The sequence below is a fragment of the Pseudomonas sp. PSB18 genome (assembly GCF_014596565.1).
Lineage (GTDB): Bacteria > Pseudomonadota > Gammaproteobacteria > Pseudomonadales > Pseudomonadaceae > Aquipseudomonas.
In genome coordinates, this window is the sequence record NZ_NOIN01000006.1 from 326,764 (window position 1) to 342,961 (window position 16,198).

Annotated in this window: 19 protein-coding genes and 1 pseudogene; 5 read left to right on the forward strand and 15 right to left on the reverse strand. The window is 59.4% G+C overall.

The genetic code is table 11. From position 1 onward, the window contains the following. Positions 1 to 135 precede the first annotated feature (135 nt). Positions 136 to 1,077: an alpha/beta hydrolase gene (locus CGA22_RS16720; protein WP_041023489.1), complete on the forward strand. Its 942-nt coding sequence runs from the start codon at positions 136 to 138 to the stop codon at positions 1,075 to 1,077. A 165-nt stretch (positions 1,078 to 1,242) separates the two neighbouring features. On the opposite strand, the gene CGA22_RS16725 is transcribed toward CGA22_RS16720, so the two are convergent. From CGA22_RS16725 to CGA22_RS16750, 6 genes are read right to left on the reverse strand one after another with little or no spacing between them, the layout of a single operon-like run. Continuing rightward, positions 1,243 to 2,985 (reverse strand): ABC transporter substrate-binding protein, encoded by a 1,743-nt coding sequence (locus tag CGA22_RS16725; RefSeq protein WP_041023707.1) that lies wholly within the window; start codon positions 2,983 to 2,985, stop codon positions 1,243 to 1,245. 48 nt (positions 2,986 to 3,033) lie between these two features. Then, complete coding sequence (locus CGA22_RS16730) at positions 3,034 to 3,306, reverse strand: DUF2160 domain-containing protein (protein WP_041023708.1); 273 nt, start codon at positions 3,304 to 3,306, stop codon at positions 3,034 to 3,036. A gap of 10 nt (positions 3,307 to 3,316) precedes the next feature. Beyond that, on the reverse strand, positions 3,317 to 4,117 hold the full coding sequence (locus CGA22_RS16735) for a carbohydrate ABC transporter permease (RefSeq protein ID WP_041023709.1): 801 nt from the start codon (positions 4,115 to 4,117) through the stop codon (positions 3,317 to 3,319). Positions 4,118 to 4,127: 10 nt separating this feature from the next. Beyond that, positions 4,128 to 4,994: a carbohydrate ABC transporter permease gene (locus CGA22_RS16740; protein ID WP_041023710.1), complete on the reverse strand. Its 867-nt coding sequence runs from the start codon at positions 4,992 to 4,994 to the stop codon at positions 4,128 to 4,130. After that, on the reverse strand, positions 4,991 to 6,100 hold the full coding sequence (locus tag CGA22_RS16745; RefSeq protein WP_041023711.1) for an ABC transporter ATP-binding protein: 1,110 nt from the start codon (positions 6,098 to 6,100) through the stop codon (positions 4,991 to 4,993). Before CGA22_RS16745 ends, CGA22_RS16740 begins: the two co-directional genes overlap by 4 nt. After that, on the reverse strand, positions 6,100 to 7,194 hold the full coding sequence (locus CGA22_RS16750; RefSeq protein ID WP_041023712.1) for an ABC transporter ATP-binding protein: 1,095 nt from the start codon (positions 7,192 to 7,194) through the stop codon (positions 6,100 to 6,102). Before CGA22_RS16750 ends, CGA22_RS16745 begins: the two co-directional genes overlap by 1 nt. Positions 7,195 to 7,613: 419 nt before the next feature. Here CGA22_RS16750 and CGA22_RS16755 point away from each other — a divergent pair, with 419 nt between their 5' ends. Continuing rightward, positions 7,614 to 9,464: a sigma-54-dependent Fis family transcriptional regulator gene (locus CGA22_RS16755; RefSeq protein WP_041023713.1), complete on the forward strand. Its 1,851-nt coding sequence runs from the start codon at positions 7,614 to 7,616 to the stop codon at positions 9,462 to 9,464. 47 nt (positions 9,465 to 9,511) lie between these two features. Here the strand turns inward: CGA22_RS16755 and CGA22_RS16760 are convergent, their stop codons facing one another. Beyond that, positions 9,512 to 10,012 (reverse strand): anti-virulence regulator CigR family protein, encoded by a 501-nt coding sequence (locus CGA22_RS16760; protein ID WP_041023714.1) that lies wholly within the window; start codon positions 10,010 to 10,012, stop codon positions 9,512 to 9,514. Positions 10,013 to 10,293: 281 nt separating this feature from the next. Here CGA22_RS16760 and CGA22_RS16765 point away from each other — a divergent pair, with 281 nt between their 5' ends. Next, positions 10,294 to 10,500, forward strand: coding sequence for a hypothetical protein (locus CGA22_RS16765; protein WP_041023715.1), 207 nt, complete (start codon positions 10,294 to 10,296; stop codon positions 10,498 to 10,500). Between the two features lie 49 nt (positions 10,501 to 10,549). On the opposite strand, the gene CGA22_RS16770 is transcribed toward CGA22_RS16765, so the two are convergent. Together CGA22_RS16770 and CGA22_RS16775 are read right to left on the reverse strand one after the other, a co-directional pair. Beyond that, entirely contained in the window at positions 10,550 to 10,858 is a 309-nt protein-coding gene (locus CGA22_RS16770; RefSeq protein ID WP_041023716.1) for an AzlD family protein, read from the reverse strand. Continuing rightward, positions 10,855 to 11,565: an AzlC family ABC transporter permease gene (locus CGA22_RS16775; protein ID WP_041023717.1), complete on the reverse strand. Its 711-nt coding sequence runs from the start codon at positions 11,563 to 11,565 to the stop codon at positions 10,855 to 10,857. The genes CGA22_RS16770 and CGA22_RS16775 overlap by 4 nt, the downstream gene beginning before the upstream one ends. A gap of 209 nt (positions 11,566 to 11,774) precedes the next feature. Here CGA22_RS16775 and CGA22_RS16780 point away from each other — a divergent pair, with 209 nt between their 5' ends. After that, a complete protein-coding gene (locus CGA22_RS16780) occupies positions 11,775 to 12,215 on the forward strand; it encodes an HD domain-containing protein (RefSeq protein WP_041023718.1) in 441 nt (146 codons plus the stop codon). Between the two features lie 60 nt (positions 12,216 to 12,275). On the opposite strand, the gene CGA22_RS16785 is transcribed toward CGA22_RS16780, so the two are convergent. The 5 genes and pseudogenes from CGA22_RS16785 to CGA22_RS16805 all read right to left on the reverse strand — a co-directional run bounded on the left by CGA22_RS16785 (position 12,276) and on the right by CGA22_RS16805 (position 14,419). Beyond that, entirely contained in the window at positions 12,276 to 12,803 is a 528-nt protein-coding gene (locus CGA22_RS16785) for a hypothetical protein (protein ID WP_041023719.1), read from the reverse strand. 152 nt (positions 12,804 to 12,955) lie between these two features. Continuing rightward, entirely contained in the window at positions 12,956 to 13,249 is a 294-nt protein-coding gene (locus CGA22_RS16790; protein WP_223194798.1) for a hypothetical protein, read from the reverse strand. A gap of 187 nt (positions 13,250 to 13,436) precedes the next feature. Continuing rightward, a complete protein-coding gene (locus CGA22_RS16795; RefSeq protein WP_041023721.1) occupies positions 13,437 to 13,706 on the reverse strand; it encodes a YceK/YidQ family lipoprotein in 270 nt (89 codons plus the stop codon). Between the two features lie 114 nt (positions 13,707 to 13,820). After that, positions 13,821 to 13,949: pseudogene (locus tag CGA22_RS16800) on the reverse strand (cysteine hydrolase); the annotation flags it as partial. Between the two features lie 14 nt (positions 13,950 to 13,963). Next, positions 13,964 to 14,419, reverse strand: coding sequence for a PACE efflux transporter (locus CGA22_RS16805; RefSeq protein ID WP_041023723.1), 456 nt, complete (start codon positions 14,417 to 14,419; stop codon positions 13,964 to 13,966). A gap of 107 nt (positions 14,420 to 14,526) precedes the next feature. On the opposite strand from CGA22_RS16805, the gene CGA22_RS16810 reads away from it, so the two are divergent. Then, positions 14,527 to 15,411, forward strand: a complete 885-nt coding sequence (locus CGA22_RS16810) for a LysR substrate-binding domain-containing protein (RefSeq protein WP_041023724.1) — start codon at positions 14,527 to 14,529, stop codon at positions 15,409 to 15,411. Between the two features lie 57 nt (positions 15,412 to 15,468). On the opposite strand, the gene CGA22_RS16815 is transcribed toward CGA22_RS16810, so the two are convergent. Then, positions 15,469 to 15,966 (reverse strand): DUF4765 family protein, encoded by a 498-nt coding sequence (locus CGA22_RS16815; RefSeq protein ID WP_041023725.1) that lies wholly within the window; start codon positions 15,964 to 15,966, stop codon positions 15,469 to 15,471. Positions 15,967 to 16,198: the final 232 nt, after the last annotated feature.

Here is a 16,198-nt window from a genome sequence, read left to right on the forward strand (position 1 = left end):
CCTGTGTGGCTGATTCCTGTACTCAAATCGACCACACCGGCCACGCGTCAGAAGCTGACAGCCATGCAAAATCCTCCATCTTGCGAGAGGATCTGTTAAAACGCATCTTTCTGTCTTGAGTAGCGAGTCGCCTCGATGCCTTCATCTTTACTCCCTCGCCGTCGGCGCCGTTGGCTCGCCTATTTGTGCATGGCCGCGCTGGTGGTCGGTTTGCCGGTGGGCTGCGCGGTGTTGCAGCACAAGGAGCGGGAGCTGGTGTTTCGCATCGAGCCGGGAACGGCGAGCTGGTTCAGCGGCCTTCCGAGCAGCGTGCAGGAATTCGACCTCAAGCCGAAAAGCTTCAAGGCCGGGGAAAATATCCACGGCTGGTGGTGGCCCGCCGAACACAAGAACGCACCGGCGATCTTGTATTTGCACGGGGTGCGCTGGAACCTGACGGGCCAGTTGTTTCGCATCCAGCAATTACGCGCCCTGGGCTTTTCGGTGCTGGCGATCGATTACCGTGGTTTCGGCAAGAGCCATGGCGACCTGCCGTCCGAGGCCAGCGTCTACGAGGATGCGCGGATCGCCTGGGAACGGCTTGAAGTGTTGCAGCCGGACCCGGCCCTGCGGCTGATCTACGGTCACTCCCTGGGCGGCGCCGTCGCGGTGGACCTCGCCGCCGAACTCGGCCAGAAGGCTGCGAAAGACGGCAGCGCAGTGCCGGCCCGAGGCCTGATCATCGAATCCACGTTCACCTCGCTGGGCGACGTGGCGACCGCCATGGCGGATACCCCCCTGCCTGTGCGCTGGTTGCTGTCGCAGAAATTCGACTCCATCGACAAGATCCCCGAAATCAACATGCCGCTGCTGGTGGTGCATGGCGCGGCGGACAATTACGTTCCGCCGCGTTTCAGCGAGCAACTGTTCAAGGCGGCCCATGAGCCGAAGCACCTGTTGCTGGTGCCTGGAGGAACGCATAACAACAGCATGAGCCTGGCCGGCAAGAACTATCGGCAGGCGCTGGATACACTGATGAAAGCCACCCCCACCCCTATGGCCGGAGGTCCCCAGACCAGCAAGGTCAAGGCAGGCTGATGACATTGCTGTAACCCTGACAGTGGCAGGGTGGTGAATCTGTTGGTATCGATGTCGCATGAGCCGACGCCATCGCGAGCAGGCTCGCTCCCACAGGGTTCGGTGGTGTTTCCAGGGATCAAAAAAAACGGCACCTTTCGGTGCCGTTCATTTATTGCAGGATGCTTACTTGCGGGCTGCTTCCCACGATTTCAGCAGTTCGGCGTAGCTCACGGTTTCGCCTTTAGGCTTCTCGTTTGCCAGTTTCGGCTTCGGTGCGCCCGGTTGGTCGAACCAGTATTGCGCATCGCGTTCCGGGTTCATCTTCGGCGCGCAGGTGGCCTGGGCCTTGGAGCGTTCCAGACGGGTCATGATCGCGTCCTGATCCTTCGCCAGGCCGTCGAGCGCCTGTTGCGGAGTCTTCTCGCCGCTGGCCGCTTCGGCGATGTGGCTCCACCACAGCTGCGCCAGACGCGGATAGTCCGGTACGTTGGTCCCGGTCGGGGTCCATTGCACACGGGCCGGGCTACGATAGAACTCCACCAGGCCACCCAGCTTCGGCGCCAGGTCGGTCATCGCCTGCGAGTTGATGTCCGACTCGCGAATCGGCGTCAGGCCGACGATGGTTTTCTTCAGCGACACGGTTTTCGACGTCACGAACTGCGCATACAGCCAGGCCGCGAGTTTCTGCTTCTCAGGCGTGGACTTCATGAAGGTCCAGGAACCCACGTCCTGATACCCCAGCTTCATGCCCTCTTCCCAGTACGGACCGCGCGGCGACGGTGCCATGCGCCATTTCGGCGTGCCGTCCGCGTTGACCACGGGCAGGCCCGGTTTGGTCATGTCGGCGGTGAACGCGGTGTACCAGAAAATCTGCTGGGCGATGTTGCCCTGGGACGGTACCGGGCCGGATTCGGAGAAGGTCATGCCCGCCGCTTCCGGTGGCGCGTACTTCTTCAGCCAATCCACGTATTTGGTGGTGGCGAACACGGCTGCCGGACCGTTGGTATCGCCGCCACGGGTGACGCTGGAACCGACCGGATGGCAGTCCTCGACGCGGATACCCCACTCGTCCACCGGCAAACCGTTAGGCAAGCCTTTGTCGCCGCCACCGGCCATGGAGAACCAGGCATCGGTGAAGCGCCAGCCCAGGGACGGGTCTTTCTTGCCATAGTCCATGTGGCCGTAGACGCGCTTGCCGTCGATCTCCTTGACGTCTTCGGAGAAGAACTTGGCGATGTCTTCATAGGCCGACCAGTTCACCGGTACGCCCAGCTCGTAGCCGTACTTCTCCTTGAACTTGGCCTTCAGGTCCGGACGTTCGAACCAGTCGGCGCGGAACCAGTAGAGGTTGGCGAATTGCTGGTCGGGCAGTTGATAGAGCTTGCCGTCCGGCGCGGTGGTGAACGACGTACCGATGAAGTCCTTGATGTCCAGGGTCGGCGAAGTGAAGTTCTTGCCTTCATTGGCCATCAGGTCAGTGATCGATTCGGTCTTGCCGTAGCGAAAGTGCGTACCGATCAGGTCCGAGTCGTTGACCCAGCCGTCATAGATATTCTTGTCCGACTGCATCACCGTCTGCATCTTCTCCACCACGTCGCCTTCTTGCAGCAGGTCGTGGGTCAACTGGATCCCGGTGATTTCGGTGAAGGCCTTGGCCAGTACCTTGGACTCGTATTCGTGGGTGGTGAGGGTTTCCGACACCACGTTGATCTTCATGCCACGAAACGGCTCGGCGGCCTTGATGAACCACTTGAGCTCTTCGAGCTGCTGCTCGGCGGTCAGGGTTGACGGCTTGAATTCACTGCCGATCCATTTTTTAGCGGCGTCTTCATAGGCGTCAGCCCAGGCCACAGCGCTCAACCCGCTGAGTGCCAGTGCGGCTGCCAATGAAACGCTATGTCGCAGCTTATTGTTTTTATTGAACATAGAGACCTCCTGTTTGGGTTTAAGAGCCTGATCGTCGAATATGCGCGACTAGCCCCACCGCATCACTGCCAACAGCCACACCCAAGACAACGCGAACGCTATCCAGATGCTCCAGTCGGTGGCGCCGATTACCAGCAGATGCAGGTAGGCGCTACCGAGAAGACCGATAAACAACCGATCGCCACGGGTCGTGGTAATCGGCAGGAAACCACGCCGAGGGATGCTCGGCGAACGCAACTCCCAAGTGGTCATGCCCGCCAGGAACAAGGCGATAACCCCAAAAAATACTGCGGTGGGGGCGGTCCAGTTCATCCATTCCATCATCGACTCCTCAGACTCGACCCAGGGCAAAGCCCTTGGCCACGTGGTTACGAACGAACCAGATCACCAGCATGCCCGGCAGGATGGTCAACACCCCCGCCGCCGCCAGCACGCCCCAGTCGATACCCGAGGCCGACACGGTACGGGTCATGACCGCCGCGATCGGCTTGGCATTCACCGAAGTGAGCGTGCGGGCCAGCAACAGTTCGACCCAGGAAAACATGAAGCAGAAGAACGCCGTCACGCCGATGCCGGAGCCGATCAACGGGATGAAGATCTTGGCGAAGAACTTGGGGAAACTGTAGCCGTCAATGTAGGCGGTCTCGTCAATTTCTTTCGGCACCCCGGACATGAAGCCTTCGAGGATCCACACCGCCAACGGCACGTTGAACAGGCAGTGGGCCAGGGCCACGGCGATATGGGTGTCGAACAGCCCGATGGACGAATACAGCTGGAAGAACGGCAACAGGAACACCGCCGGTGGCGCCATGCGGTTGGTCAGCAGCCAGAAGAACAGGTGCTTGTCCCCCAGGAACCGATAACGCGAGAAGGCATAAGCCGCCGGCAGCGCCACGCACAGGGAAATCACCGTGTTCAGGCTCACGTAGTACAGCGAGTTCAAGTAACCGGTGTACCAGCTCGGGTCGGTGAAGATCACTTTGTAGTTGTGGAAGGTGAAATTCTGCGGCCACAAGGTCAGGCTGCCGAGGATTTCAGTGTTGCTCTTGAACGACATGTTCAGCAGCCAGTAGATGGGCACCAGCAGGAACAGGATGTAGAGCAGCAACGGGATCAGCTTTTTATTGCTCATCGTGCAGGCCTCAACGGTTGGCGTCGGAGTGAGTCATGGCGGTATAGAACAGCCACGACACCAACAGAATGATCAGGAAGTACACCAGGGAAAACGCGGCCGCCGGCCCCAGGTCGAATTGACCGATGGCCATCTGCGTCAACGTCTGGCTCAGGAACGTGGTGGCGTTACCCGGCCCGCCGCCGGTGAGCACGAACGGTTCGGTGTAGATCATGAAACTGTCCATGAAGCGCAGCATCACCGCGATCAGCAGCACGCTCTTCATCTTCGGCAACTGGATGTGCCGGAACACCGCCCAGTTGGAGGCCCGGTCGATCCGCGCCGCCTGGTAATACACATCCGGGATCGCCCGCAACCCGGAGTAGCACAGCAGCGCCACCAGCGAGGTCCAGTGCCAGACGTCCATCACCAGCACCGTCACCCAGGCGTCCATGGTGTTGGCCGCATAGTTGTAATTGATGCCCAGGGCGTTGAGGGTCGATCCGAGCAGGCCGATGTCGGCGCGACCGAAAATCTGCCAGATGGTGCCGACCACGTTCCACGGGATCAGCAGCGGAATCGCCAGGATGATCAACACCAGGGACGACCATTTGCCCTTGGTCGGCATGGTCAGGGCGATGGCGATCCCCAGGGGGATTTCGATCAGCAGCACGCAGGCCGAATAGATGAACTGGCGCAGCAGCGAGTCATGCAGCCGTGGGTCCATCAGCACCTGTTTGTACCAGTCGGCACCGACGAAGTAGCGGCTGGACTGGTCGAAGATGTCCTGCACCGAATAGTTGACCACGGTCATCATCGGGATCACCGCACTGAAGGCCACCAGCAGGAACACCGGCAACACCAGCCACCAGGCCTTGTTGTTCTGCACCTTGTTCATGGCTGCACCTCACTCGACGAATCCAACAGATATTCATCGGCGTACACCATCAGCCATTGGGCCGGGAAGCTGATATACGCCGTGCCTTCCGGCACCGGTTTGTCCTCGGCCAGACGCACCTTGAGCGGCGCGCCATCGAGGTTGAGGGTCAGGATCTTGTAAGTGCCCAGGTCTTCGACGTGGGTCACTTCGGCCCGCATCGCGTCGTCGTAGGGGCCTTCCCAGACGTGGACGAACTCAGGGCGAATGCCGACTTTCAGGGATTTGCCTTCAGCCTCGGCCACACGCTTCTGCAGGGTTTCGGAGAGCGGCAAATGGGTCGAGCCGAAACCGACGCCACCCGGTTGCGCGGTGACCTCGATCAGGTTCATCCCCGGGCTGCCGATGAAGTAGCCGACAAAGGTGTGACTCGGGCGCTCGAACAAGTCCCGGGGCGTGCCGAACTGCACGATCTGGCCGCCGTACATCACCGCGATCTTGTCGGCGAAGGTGGAAGCTTCCAACTGGTCGTGGGTGACGTAGACCATGGTGATGTTGAACTGCTCGTGGATCTGCTTGAGCTTGCGCCGCAGCTTCCATTTCAGGTGCGGGTCGATCACCGTCAGCGGTTCGTCGAACAGGATCGCCGACACGTCGTCGCGCACCAGCCCACGGCCCATGGAAACTTTCTGCTTTTCATCGGCGGTGAGGTTGCGGGCCTTCTTGTCCAACAGGTTCTGCAGGTCGAGGACTTCGGCGATTTCCTGCACCTTGGTGTGGACTTTCGCTTCGGCCATGCCCTGGTTGCGCAGCGGGAACGCCAAGTTGTCGAACACCGTCATGGTGTCGTAGACCACCGGGAACTGGAACACCTGGGCGATGTTGCGCCGCTCCGGGCTCAGGTCGTTGACGACTTTGTTGTCGAACTTCACCTGCCCCTCGGAGGGGCTGAGCAGTCCGGAAATGATATTGAGCAAGGTGGATTTACCGCACCCCGAAGGCCCGAGCAACGCATAGGCGCCGCCCTGCTCCCAGACGTGGTTCATCTCGCGGATCGCGTAATCCTCGGGGCCCGCCGGAGTGCTGGTGTAGCTGTGGGCGAGGTTCTGCAAATGAATTTCAGCCATCAGGCAACCCTCGCAATACGCTGGCCCGGGGCCTGAACCAACTTGCCCTGGGCGTCGAAGACAAACAGTTTGTGGGTCGGGATGTAGATGCGGATCGGCGCATCCACGTCGTACTCATGCACGCCGGGCAAGTGCAGCACCAACAGGAAATGCTCGTTGCGCACGTGCAGGAAAGTCTCCGAACCACTGATCTCGGCCACCTCGACGGTCACCGCCAGTTCCAGGTCGTCGTCGTTGCTCGGCACCAGCGAGATGTGGCTGGGGCGCACACCGAAACGGAATTCGCCCTCGCCCACCGGGCGCAGGTCGACGTTCAGCGGGAAGTGCACGAAATTGGCGAAGCTCACTTCATTACCGGCAATGCGCCCCGGCATGAGGTTGATGGGCGGTTCGGAAAACAGCTCGGCGGCCAGCACGGTTTGCGGCTGGTGATAAACCGAGGCCGCCTTGCCGCTCTGGATTACCCGGCCTTCATGCAGAATCGTGGTGGTGCCGCCCAGGGCCAACGCTTCGTTGGGCTCGGTGGTGGCATAAACGGCGATGGTGTGGCGGGCCTGGAACAGTTCGCGCATTTCCTGGCGAAGCTCTTCACGCAGCTTGTAGTCCAGGTTCACCAGGGGCTCGTCGAACAGGATCAGCTCGGCATCCTTGACCAGCGCGCGAGCCATGGCGGTCCGCTGCTGTTGGCCGCCGGACAGTTCCAGTGGATGGCGCTTCAAGAACTTTTCGATCCGCAGCATCTTCGCGGTTTCCAACACCTTGCTCTGGATCACCTCGTTGGACACACCGGCCTGGCGCAAGGGCGAGGCGATGTTTTCGAAAACGGTCATGGTCGGGTAATTGATGAATTGCTGATAGACCATCGACACGTTACGCAACCGCACCGGACGATTCGTCACGTCAACGCCGTTCATCAGGATGCGACCGCTGTCAGGCTTGTCCAGGCCGGCCATCAGGCGCATGAGACTGGTCTTGCCGGACAATGTGCGGCCCAACAGAACGTTGAAGGATCCGGGTTCGAAATTCAGGTTGGCATCGTCGATCCAGGTCTGGCCTTCGACGGTGCGACAAATGTGCTCAAGCGTTAATGACATGGCTCGGCCTTTTTATTTTTTGGAGTCAAGCGACCGAAGGTTAAAAGCGAAAGCCGTGCCAGAAATTTCATCTAGCTGAATTTATTGGGTTTTACGGATATTTTCAGGAAAAATGCGTTCACTGATGAACACAAGTGAACAGACATGACTGAACAACTGAACAATTCATCGGTTGACAATGAACAATTCTGAACAACAATGAATGAACGTTTTCTTGAGCTGGACTGTCTTCCTGTGGGAGCGAGCCTGCTCGCGATAGCGTCGGATCAGCCGCACCCATTTTGCCGATAGACCGCTATCGCGAGCAGGCTCGCTCCCACAGGATTTGCGTTCTACCTGGCAATCGGGCTTGCCCCAGCACAAGGAGTCTGTGCGAAACTCACCACAACAATAAAAAACAGCTTCTGCGAGAGTGCACCATGGCCGCACCAGCTCCTGCCTTGTCCCACGACGCCATCATCCAGGCTTCCTGGTCCCGCTGCCGTGCCTTCGGCCTGAATCACCAGAGCGCACCGACCTTCGACCCGTTGCCCGCCGAAGGCATTGCCCAATTACTGGAAAGCCAGCATTCACTGGTGCAGACCACCCACCAGGAAGTCCTGCCGTACTACGAGAACATCCTCAGCAATTCCAATTGCCTGATCATGCTGGCCGACAACCAGGGGCAGGTGCTGACCTCCTGGGGCACCCAGCGTTTCATCGAGCCGAAACTGGCCCACGGCTTCAGCGCCGGGGCGAGCTGGATGGAGCGCTGCACCGGCACCAACGCCATCGGCACCGCACTGGCCTGCGAGCAGGCGGTGCACATTGAACACGATGAACACTTCCTCAAGGCCAACCGCTTCATGACCGGTTCCGCCGCGCCGATCTTCGATGCCGAGCGCAAGGTCATCGCCGTGCTGGACGTGTCCAGCGACAGCTACCTGCCGCCCTCCCATACCCTGGGCATGGTCAAGATGATGAGTCAGACCGTGGAGAACCGGCTGATCCTCAACCTGTTCCGCGGTGAACACTTCCAACTGATCTTCAACACCGGATTGAACAACCTCGACAGCCAATGGGCCGGGCTGCTGATTTTCGACGAGAGCGGCCAGGTACTCTCCGCCAACCGCCGGGCCGACAACCTGTTGGGCCTGAGCCTGTCGCGGGTCAGTATCGAAAGCCTGTTCAAGGTCTCGCTGCTGGAACTGCTGAACCAGCCCGACGGCCTGCCGTTCTCCTTGCAAGCAGCCGGGCGCAATCGTTTCCAGTGCATGCTCAAGCGCCCGAACCAGGTGTCGGTCAAGCCACGCGTCTTCACCGAGCCGGCGCCCTCGCCCGCCCCTGCTCCCGCTTCCCACGTCATCAGCCTCAGTACCCTGCACTTTGGCGACAGCCGCGTGGAAAAGGCCGTGCGTCAGGCCGAACGCCTGCTGGAAAAAGACATTCCGTTGTTGATCCACGGCGAAACCGGCGTCGGCAAGGAAGTGTTCGTCAAGGCTCTGCACCAGGCCAGCTCCCGGTGCAAGCAGCCATTCATTGCGGTCAACTGCGCGGCCATCCCGGCCGAGCTGGTGGAATCGGAATTGTTCGGTTACGAAAAAGGCGCCTTCACCGGCGCCAACCAGAAGGGCAGCATCGGCCTGATCCGCAAGGCCGACCGCGGTACGCTGTTCCTCGACGAGATCGGTGACATGCCCCTGCCAACCCAGGCCCGCTTGCTGCGGGTACTGCAGGAGCGTTGCGTGCAACCGGTGGGCAGCGCCGAGCTGTTCCCGGTGGACATCCGCATCATCTCCGCCACCAACCGCTCGCTGCGCGAACAAGTGCAACTGGGCCGTTTCCGCGAAGACCTGTACTACCGCATCGGCGGCCTGACCCTGGAACTGCCACCCCTGCGCGAACGCAGCGACAAACAGGCGCTGTTCAAACGTCTCTGGGAACATCATCGCGAACCGACCCAATGGGCCGGCCTGAGCCGCGAGGTGCTGGAACTGTTCGAGCGTCATCCGTGGCCGGGCAACCTGCGACAAGTCAGCAGCGTGCTGCAAGTGGCCTTGGCGATGGCCGAGGAACAACCGATCCGCCCGGAACACCTGCCGGATGATTTCTTCGTGGACCTGGAGATGGACCCGGTGGACTCACCGGAGCCGCTGTCGGTGGACTTGAACGATGCCGAAGACCTGAACCGCCAATTGCAGGCGGTCGGCGGAAACATCTCGCACCTGGCCCGTCGGCTCGGGGTCAGCCGCAATACCTTGTACAAACGTCTGCGACAGCTGGAAAACTGAGGTGTAGCAGCCTGCGAACAGGCTGCTACACCGGATTCAACCAAGCCTCAATCGAACGCACCGTTCAGCACTTCGTAAATGATGCCACTGGCAATCGCCACCAGAATCAGGTCAGTGCCCACCTGCCGCCACTCGTAACCATCGTAGTGCGGCAACCGCCCCAACAGGCGCCCGTCCAGCTTCTTGGCGATACCCGGCGGCATCGGCTTGCCCCGAGCAAGGTTTTTCTGGATGCCCGGCGGCAGTGCCGGGCCGGGGCTCCAATAGTCGCGATAACCGCCGATCACACCAATGACACCGCCCCGGTCGATACTCGGGCCGTTGTGCCAGTCACCGCCACCGCCGTGAGCATTGCCCTTGCCACCCTGGTTACCATAGTTGCCTTGACCGCCCTTGTTGCCTTGTCCTCCTTTACCTTGCCCGTGACCCGGCCCCTGGTCGAACTGAGCGTTTCCCTTGCCGTTCCCCGGATCCGCGACGACGATTTCAGGCCCCGCCACCAAGGCGAAGCATGTAACCACTGCTATCAACGAGCGAGACTTGAGCATGATGGTTCTCACTAAAAAGGGAATGTCCCTGCACATATGGACGCCTAGGGTGATATTAGTTCCACATCACGTACCTCGCTGCTGAGGCTGATAACCGTCAGTTGAAACACGGTTGAACCATCACTGGCGTGCGAACCTCCATTCGTCGCCTGCAGGACGCGGCCGATCTTGCCCGGCCACGTCTGGCTTGGGGTTTGCAGCAAACGCCGTAGCAGCCAGGACGACGACATTCTGACGCTGCGGCAACTCAATCACGCTTGGTCAGCCACCGGAGATGTACCGTGTCAACTCTCAATGAAATCGCAGCGAACCACGCGAGAATGGCAAAGGCAAAGGAAGAAGAATCGATACGGCTGAGTGAGTTTCACGTTCAGGTAGTCGGCAGTCTTGAAATGACGCCGATTGAGGCAAAACCACAGATGCCGCTGCACTTCATGGCTGGCGTACCGGAACACTCATTCGGTGAGGTCGCAGCCCTGGGCTTCTGACCTGAATGACATTGATTTATCGCCCGCCCGCAAGCGGGCGATTTGCATATCAGAACTGCCTCATCAACGCCGCTGCCAGTATGCCCGCCGCAATCGCCGGCAACGGTTTCTTCAGGACCAGCATGACAACTGCCGTGGTGAGCAACGCCAGGCGTGCGCCGTCATCACCCTTGACCGCCATCGGTGCTAGCACCGCCACCAATACCGAGCCCGACATGGCGGTGATGAACTGCTGCACCCGATAGTTGATCGGTACGAACGACATCACGAAAACCCCGCCCCAGCGAGTCACCAATGTCACGAGCGCCATGAGCAGAATGATGACCAGCGTGCCATGCCCCACCGTTGCGATATTCATTGTTTTTCCTCCATCCACAACGCGCCCAACAGCCCTCCCGCCAAAGCCCCCACGACGACATGACTGTTGGCCGGTAAGTACCAGTAAGCCATCAACGAAGAGCAGGCCGCGACGGTCCAGATGATGAACATGCGCGGGTTCTTCTTGCCGCCGACCACCATCGCCAACAGGAAACACCCCATCACCATGTCGAGCCCGAAACTGACGGGATTCTGGATGGCGCTGCCAAAATGCAGGCCCAGCCAACTGCCCAGGATCCAGGCGGCCCATAGCGCAATACCGCCCCCGAACAACAACCCGAACCCCGGCTTGCCAGCGTTGAACGCTTGCATCGCCATGGCCCAGTTGGCATCCGAGACCACCAGCATCACGCCGTAGCGCTTGGCCACGGGCAACTCCCGCAGCCACGGGTAGAGCGTCGCGCCCATCAACAGATGGCGGGCGTTGATGGCGAACACGGTAATGATCAGTGGCACCACGGGCACCTGTTCGCCCCACAGATCCAACGCGGCAAATTGTGAAGCGCCGGCAAAAACCAGCGTGCTCATGAGCACGGCCGACGTATCACTCAAGCCCGTTTGCGCAGCCGCCAGGCCGAAAGCGACCCCGAATACGACGACGAACAGAGAGATCGGCATCAACCGCCTGAAGCCGTCGTAGATGTACTCGCGCTTCAACTCATGCAGAGGGGGTTCAACGTTTGACAAGACAGCGCCTCGTTCAAGGGTGGGCTTAAAAGAAACCAGTATGCGAGCCGAAGACAACTTCCGAAAAGCACATAATTCGAAGAGGCCCTATTCGATAGCCTCATACCTCAGTGAACGCGTTCATATCGAAGACGCTTATCTGACGCTAAGATTGCCGCGCGGTCGATCAGTCCCCGCGTCGAGCATCCCTGGAGAACGAGTGAGGTGGCATGAGTACGCTTGAGAAAGCCATAGTGATTTCCGCGCGGGCCCATGAAGGGCAAACCGATAAGGGTGGCTCGCCTTACATCCTGCACCCGCTGAAAGTCATGTTGCGCCTGTCGCATCACGACGAACGTATTGTGGCGGTGCTGCATGACGTGGTCGAAGACACCCACGTGACGCTCGCAGACCTGCGCAATGAGGGTTTCAGCGAGGCGATTCTGGCCGCCATCGATTCCCTTACCAAGCGCGAAGGCGAGACCTATCAGGCCTTCATCGAACGGGCTGCCCGGGATCCACTGGCGCGTCGGGTGAAGCTGGCGGACCTTGCGGAAAACAGTGATTTGTCACGGCTAGACAGCCCGAGCCAGAACGATCTGGAGCGGGTTGAAAAATATCGGAAGGCCGCTGAGTACCTGACCGCTTTTGCCGGAGATGCGAAGGGATAGCGAGGAACAGCTGCCAAGAAAGCCCTGGTTTATGCGCCAGGGCCTTGTGCCCGAACTACATCACGCCTGCGTGAACGTACCGACGCCGCTACCGGAGAACTCTCCGTCAAAATCAGGTGGAGACTGCTGGGGATTGACCAGCACGGCCTGCAAGCGGGTCCCATCGGAGATGTACACCTTGATTGAGCCAGCGCTCATCGACAGCTGTAGTTTCAACTGGACCCCGATGAGACTCACGGCATCAGGCGCCGTACCCAACAGGTACAGATTGGAGGTATTCAAATGGGTGCCCGTGCCGGTCGCCTGGCCTGAAAATCGCACCCGGATGCCCTGTTGAGGCGCATCTGGGCCAATCATGGCGGACAAAGCCGTGATCTGAATCGTTTCGGTGTGGGACCCGTCAACGCTGTCGCCACTTTCGAAGCGGAAGTAACCACAAATGCCCTGTTGAGATCCGACCCCAGCCAGGGAGTGAGGATGTTCGTTCTGATCTTGCAGCCGTTTGACTTCTACGTCATAAGCCGCTTGAGACTGTTTTTTAAGCGCGTCGACTTGGCCAGGTGCGATGTCCTGAAGAGACAGATTCATAGCTAAAATCCCTTTTGAGATACCTGGAGACAATCCGCCTCTCTCGGTCGGCGCCTTCCAGGCGCGGTTTCTATGATGCTACGCAATGCTCGACTTGAGCCGCTCCTTTAAATCATAAACAGGAAGCGCATACAACTTTTACGCGACGCCCCTCACAACAACGGACAAGTACCAATGACGCCATCGTCCGGGCTGGAAGAGATGATTTCCACAGCCCAGCCTTGGGCAAAGACCAACTCGTTCTGCTCGACGAGGGCGAGGATCTCCGGGCAGAGTTTGTTGGCGTCTTCTGACGACCCGTCTATGACGATATTGACCGTACGATGCTCGGCCGAGAACTCGGAAGCCTGGGTCAAGGCATCCATGCCATCCAGCATCTTGCAGAGCAACGACGCGTTTTCTTCGGACTCGTCTCCCCCACTGCTGTAGGCAGATTGAACAGTCATGGCCATCAGCAGAAAAAACGCACCCGCTATAAACCTGTTTCTCACAGCCATGCTTCCTGGATTTTGGTGAGGGAATGCTAATGCACGAACAGAACATCGATAAATTGCAAAGGATCAAGACACCGGACTCATTTATGCGAGAGAACTCGCTCCCGCTGGGCCGCACAGCAACCCCAGGGCAATCCGGCTACTTATGGGCAGGTTCGGTATTGAACGCGGTATACGGTAGGAACAATGTATCGGCAACCAGGCTGAACGGCAGGTCAGTGAGCGCCACCGGCAACAACACACGGAGCACGCCAGCATTTTCCTCAGTGGCCCCCTTGATCACCTCGATATCCGTGGAAGATCCGCAATAGGGATGAGCACCACAACGCGGGTGATCATCAAAGGTTTCGGCAAGCGTCGAACATCCGGCCAGGAGCATGACGGTGATCGCGCCCAGAAAAAACTTCATATGGAACACTCCAAAATTACGACGGGTGTCGGGCAACAAGCCCAAGTTACCGGAGGAACGGAAGAGGTACGGATTGAATGCGGTCCGTCCACCTCTCCGGTAATGCCCGCCACGCTACTGGAAGTCCCACGCCTCTGCCGGAACCAGTTGGCAGAACGGCCCATCCAGCGTCGCATTGTGATGAGCCACGATGTCTTCAGCGCTCATGACAGGTGAGTCCGAGGTGGTATGACCGTCGGCCAGGGGTCCATTCAGGCTCAGGGAGCATTGGCACTGGACGCCGTATCCTGATCGGGCTGGGCCGAAAGCGGTACATCGAACACGCGATCAAACACCCATTGAAAAACCAGTGAATAGAAAAAGAAAAACACAAACAGCCCCAGGTTGGTGATCAATGCCAGCCAAAGGCTGATACTCAGCCACGCGCCAATCACGGGAGTCAGAATCAGCGTCAATCCCCCCTCGAATCCCAGGGAGTGAAGCAAGCGTCGTCGCCAACTGCGATGGCGATGGTACTGGCGGCGCTCCCACCATTCGAACAGGCCGTTGAACAGCATGTTCCAGGCCAGCGCCACGGCAGAAATCACCAGTGACAGCTGGGTCGAATAGACCAGACCTTGATCGTAGGTGAGCGCCAGGGCCGGTGCCACGAACAGCACGCCGCCAGCCTCGTAGAGGATCGCCTGGAGAATCTTGCGGGGGGTGCCTTGCATCGTTGCTCTCTCGGATGGGGATGAGGAGACCACAGCCTGGCGAGTTGAGCGCCCACGCACAATTGAGCTAAATTGAGCCACGCTCAACCTGAGTAACCCACTCTCCCATGTTCGCCAAACTGCCCCTCACCGCCCTGCGCGGCTTCGAGTCTGCCGCAAGGCTAGGCAGCTTCAAGGCAGCGGCCCAGGAACTGAACATCAGCCCGGCGGCGATCTCCCATCAGGTCAAAAGCCTTGAAGCCTTTCTTGGCGTGCAACTGTTCGAACGCTCCAGCCAGAACGTACGCCTGAGCGCCGACGGCGAGCGCCTTCAGCCGCACATCCACCGGGCCCTGCTGGATATCCAACACGGCCTGCAGATGCTGTCGCCACCTTGCGCCGCGCAGTCCCTGGTGGTGAGCACCACGCCGGCGTTCGCAAGCCTTTGGCTGATACCCCGGCTCGGGGATTTTCATCGGTTGTACCCGGATATCGACGTCAGCCTGCACAGCTGCAACGACGTAGTGGACCTCCAGCGTGACGCAAGCATCGACCTGGCGATCCGCGCCTTGTTCACCTCCGACCCACAACTGCTCGAACAGCCTTTATTGGATGAGTACTTCGGCGTCTATTGCCGCCCCGACTGGCAACCGCCCGTAGAGAACTCACCTGTCGAGCTGATCGACGTACCATGGTTGAGCCACTCAAGCGTCGCGGTCGACTGGCCTGCCTGGTGCACCGCGGCAGGTACCCTGAACTGGCTGGATCAGGCGCGCTTCCGGCGTTATGACGAGGAACAACATGCGCTGCAGGCCGCCATCGCCGGCCATGGCTTGGTGCTGGCCAGTAATGTGCTGGTTGCCGAAGCGGTTGCACGGGGGCAATTGGTCGGCTATCGCCCTGAGGTGCGTCTGCCGGGGGCACGGTATAGCGTGGTGTGCGTGCCGGGGCGGGAGCGGCAAGCGGCGGTGCGGGTTTTCAGTGGGTGGTTGGTGGAGCAGACCAGGGGCTGAACATTGGGCGCTCATGCTTGTTCATCTAAAACGACAGCGTTTTCTATTGAAGGAGCATCAGTCAGCATTAGGGAGTGCTTTTCCTCCAGGCGCAGACACAGCTGTAGGATGGGGAATATAAATCGCAGAAACCAGAGGTGCATTCTTCAGGCATACCCAACCGCTTTCTCCAGCATCTCCAGCGATGAGATAACTCGTATTGATTTCCACCAAGAGCCACCCACCGCGCCGCGCCCATTTTGCGGAGTTAGCCGCAACAGAAGTGAACTCCGGCAATTTCACCTGGGGTATCCCTGGCTGAGAGCCACCCACCTGACTGATCATTTGTTGCACGGTCGGTGCCCCACACGCCGCATTGGCCGGTTCCCCTCCCGCGCTCTTGGTAGTGACCGCAGCCTCGCAACCTGCGGCACTCCCCCCTCGGACCAGCTTCACATTGATGTGTTTGCCAGTCCTTATCGCAGTCGCAATCACATCGGTCTTCGTGACGACGCCGTTGAGAGCGCTGACAATTCCGCTTTCATCATTTGGAGCGAGTGTGCTGCTGGAAGCCATGTCTATTCTCCTCGTCCGTAAGGCGCCCGATGAATATCCGGGCAGAAACGCTGAGTATAGATAGATATGAAGTATTCCCAAGGTGAGCTACGACGGGGACGTGCTACAGCGAACGAGCCCCACCTGATCACGACCTGTGCATTGTTGGACGCGAAGGGATTGGTTGAGACAAAAGCTGCTTGTCCCCAGCGAGCCAATGAGCCACCATCCATCCCGCCACTCCTGCGCGTAT

What these genes read in the sequence shown, in the direction of transcription:
- CGA22_RS16815 (WP_041023725.1), bottom strand. Translation starts at nt 15,966, where the DNA reads ATGGCTTCCAGCAGCACACTCGCTCCAAATGATGAAAGCGGAATTGTC.
- CGA22_RS16730 (WP_041023708.1), bottom strand. Translation starts at nt 3,306, where the DNA reads ATGGAATGGATGAACTGGACCGCCCCCACCGCAGTATTTTTTGGGGTT.
- CGA22_RS16805 (WP_041023723.1), bottom strand. Translation starts at nt 14,419, where the DNA reads ATGCAAGGCACCCCCCGCAAGATTCTCCAGGCGATCCTCTACGAGGCT.
- CGA22_RS16755 (WP_041023713.1), top strand. Translation starts at nt 7,614, where the DNA reads ATGGCCGCACCAGCTCCTGCCTTGTCCCACGACGCCATCATCCAGGCT.
- CGA22_RS16785 (WP_041023719.1), bottom strand. Translation starts at nt 12,803, where the DNA reads ATGAATCTGTCTCTTCAGGACATCGCACCTGGCCAAGTCGACGCGCTT.
- CGA22_RS16720 (WP_041023489.1), top strand. Translation starts at nt 136, where the DNA reads ATGCCTTCATCTTTACTCCCTCGCCGTCGGCGCCGTTGGCTCGCCTAT.
- CGA22_RS16745 (WP_041023711.1), bottom strand. Translation starts at nt 6,100, where the DNA reads ATGGCTGAAATTCATTTGCAGAACCTCGCCCACAGCTACACCAGCACT.
- CGA22_RS16740 (WP_041023710.1), bottom strand. Translation starts at nt 4,994, where the DNA reads ATGAACAAGGTGCAGAACAACAAGGCCTGGTGGCTGGTGTTGCCGGTG.
- CGA22_RS16795 (WP_041023721.1), bottom strand. Translation starts at nt 13,706, where the DNA reads ATGAAGTTTTTTCTGGGCGCGATCACCGTCATGCTCCTGGCCGGATGT.
- CGA22_RS16725 (WP_041023707.1), bottom strand. Translation starts at nt 2,985, where the DNA reads ATGTTCAATAAAAACAATAAGCTGCGACATAGCGTTTCATTGGCAGCC.
- CGA22_RS16780 (WP_041023718.1), top strand. Translation starts at nt 11,775, where the DNA reads ATGAGTACGCTTGAGAAAGCCATAGTGATTTCCGCGCGGGCCCATGAA.
- CGA22_RS16735 (WP_041023709.1), bottom strand. Translation starts at nt 4,117, where the DNA reads ATGAGCAATAAAAAGCTGATCCCGTTGCTGCTCTACATCCTGTTCCTG.
- CGA22_RS16750 (WP_041023712.1), bottom strand. Translation starts at nt 7,194, where the DNA reads ATGTCATTAACGCTTGAGCACATTTGTCGCACCGTCGAAGGCCAGACC.
- CGA22_RS16810 (WP_041023724.1), top strand. Translation starts at nt 14,527, where the DNA reads ATGTTCGCCAAACTGCCCCTCACCGCCCTGCGCGGCTTCGAGTCTGCC.
- CGA22_RS16790 (WP_223194798.1), bottom strand. Translation starts at nt 13,249, where the DNA reads ATGACTGTTCAATCTGCCTACAGCAGTGGGGGAGACGAGTCCGAAGAA.
- CGA22_RS16760 (WP_041023714.1), bottom strand. Translation starts at nt 10,012, where the DNA reads ATGCTCAAGTCTCGCTCGTTGATAGCAGTGGTTACATGCTTCGCCTTG.
- CGA22_RS16770 (WP_041023716.1), bottom strand. Translation starts at nt 10,858, where the DNA reads ATGAATATCGCAACGGTGGGGCATGGCACGCTGGTCATCATTCTGCTC.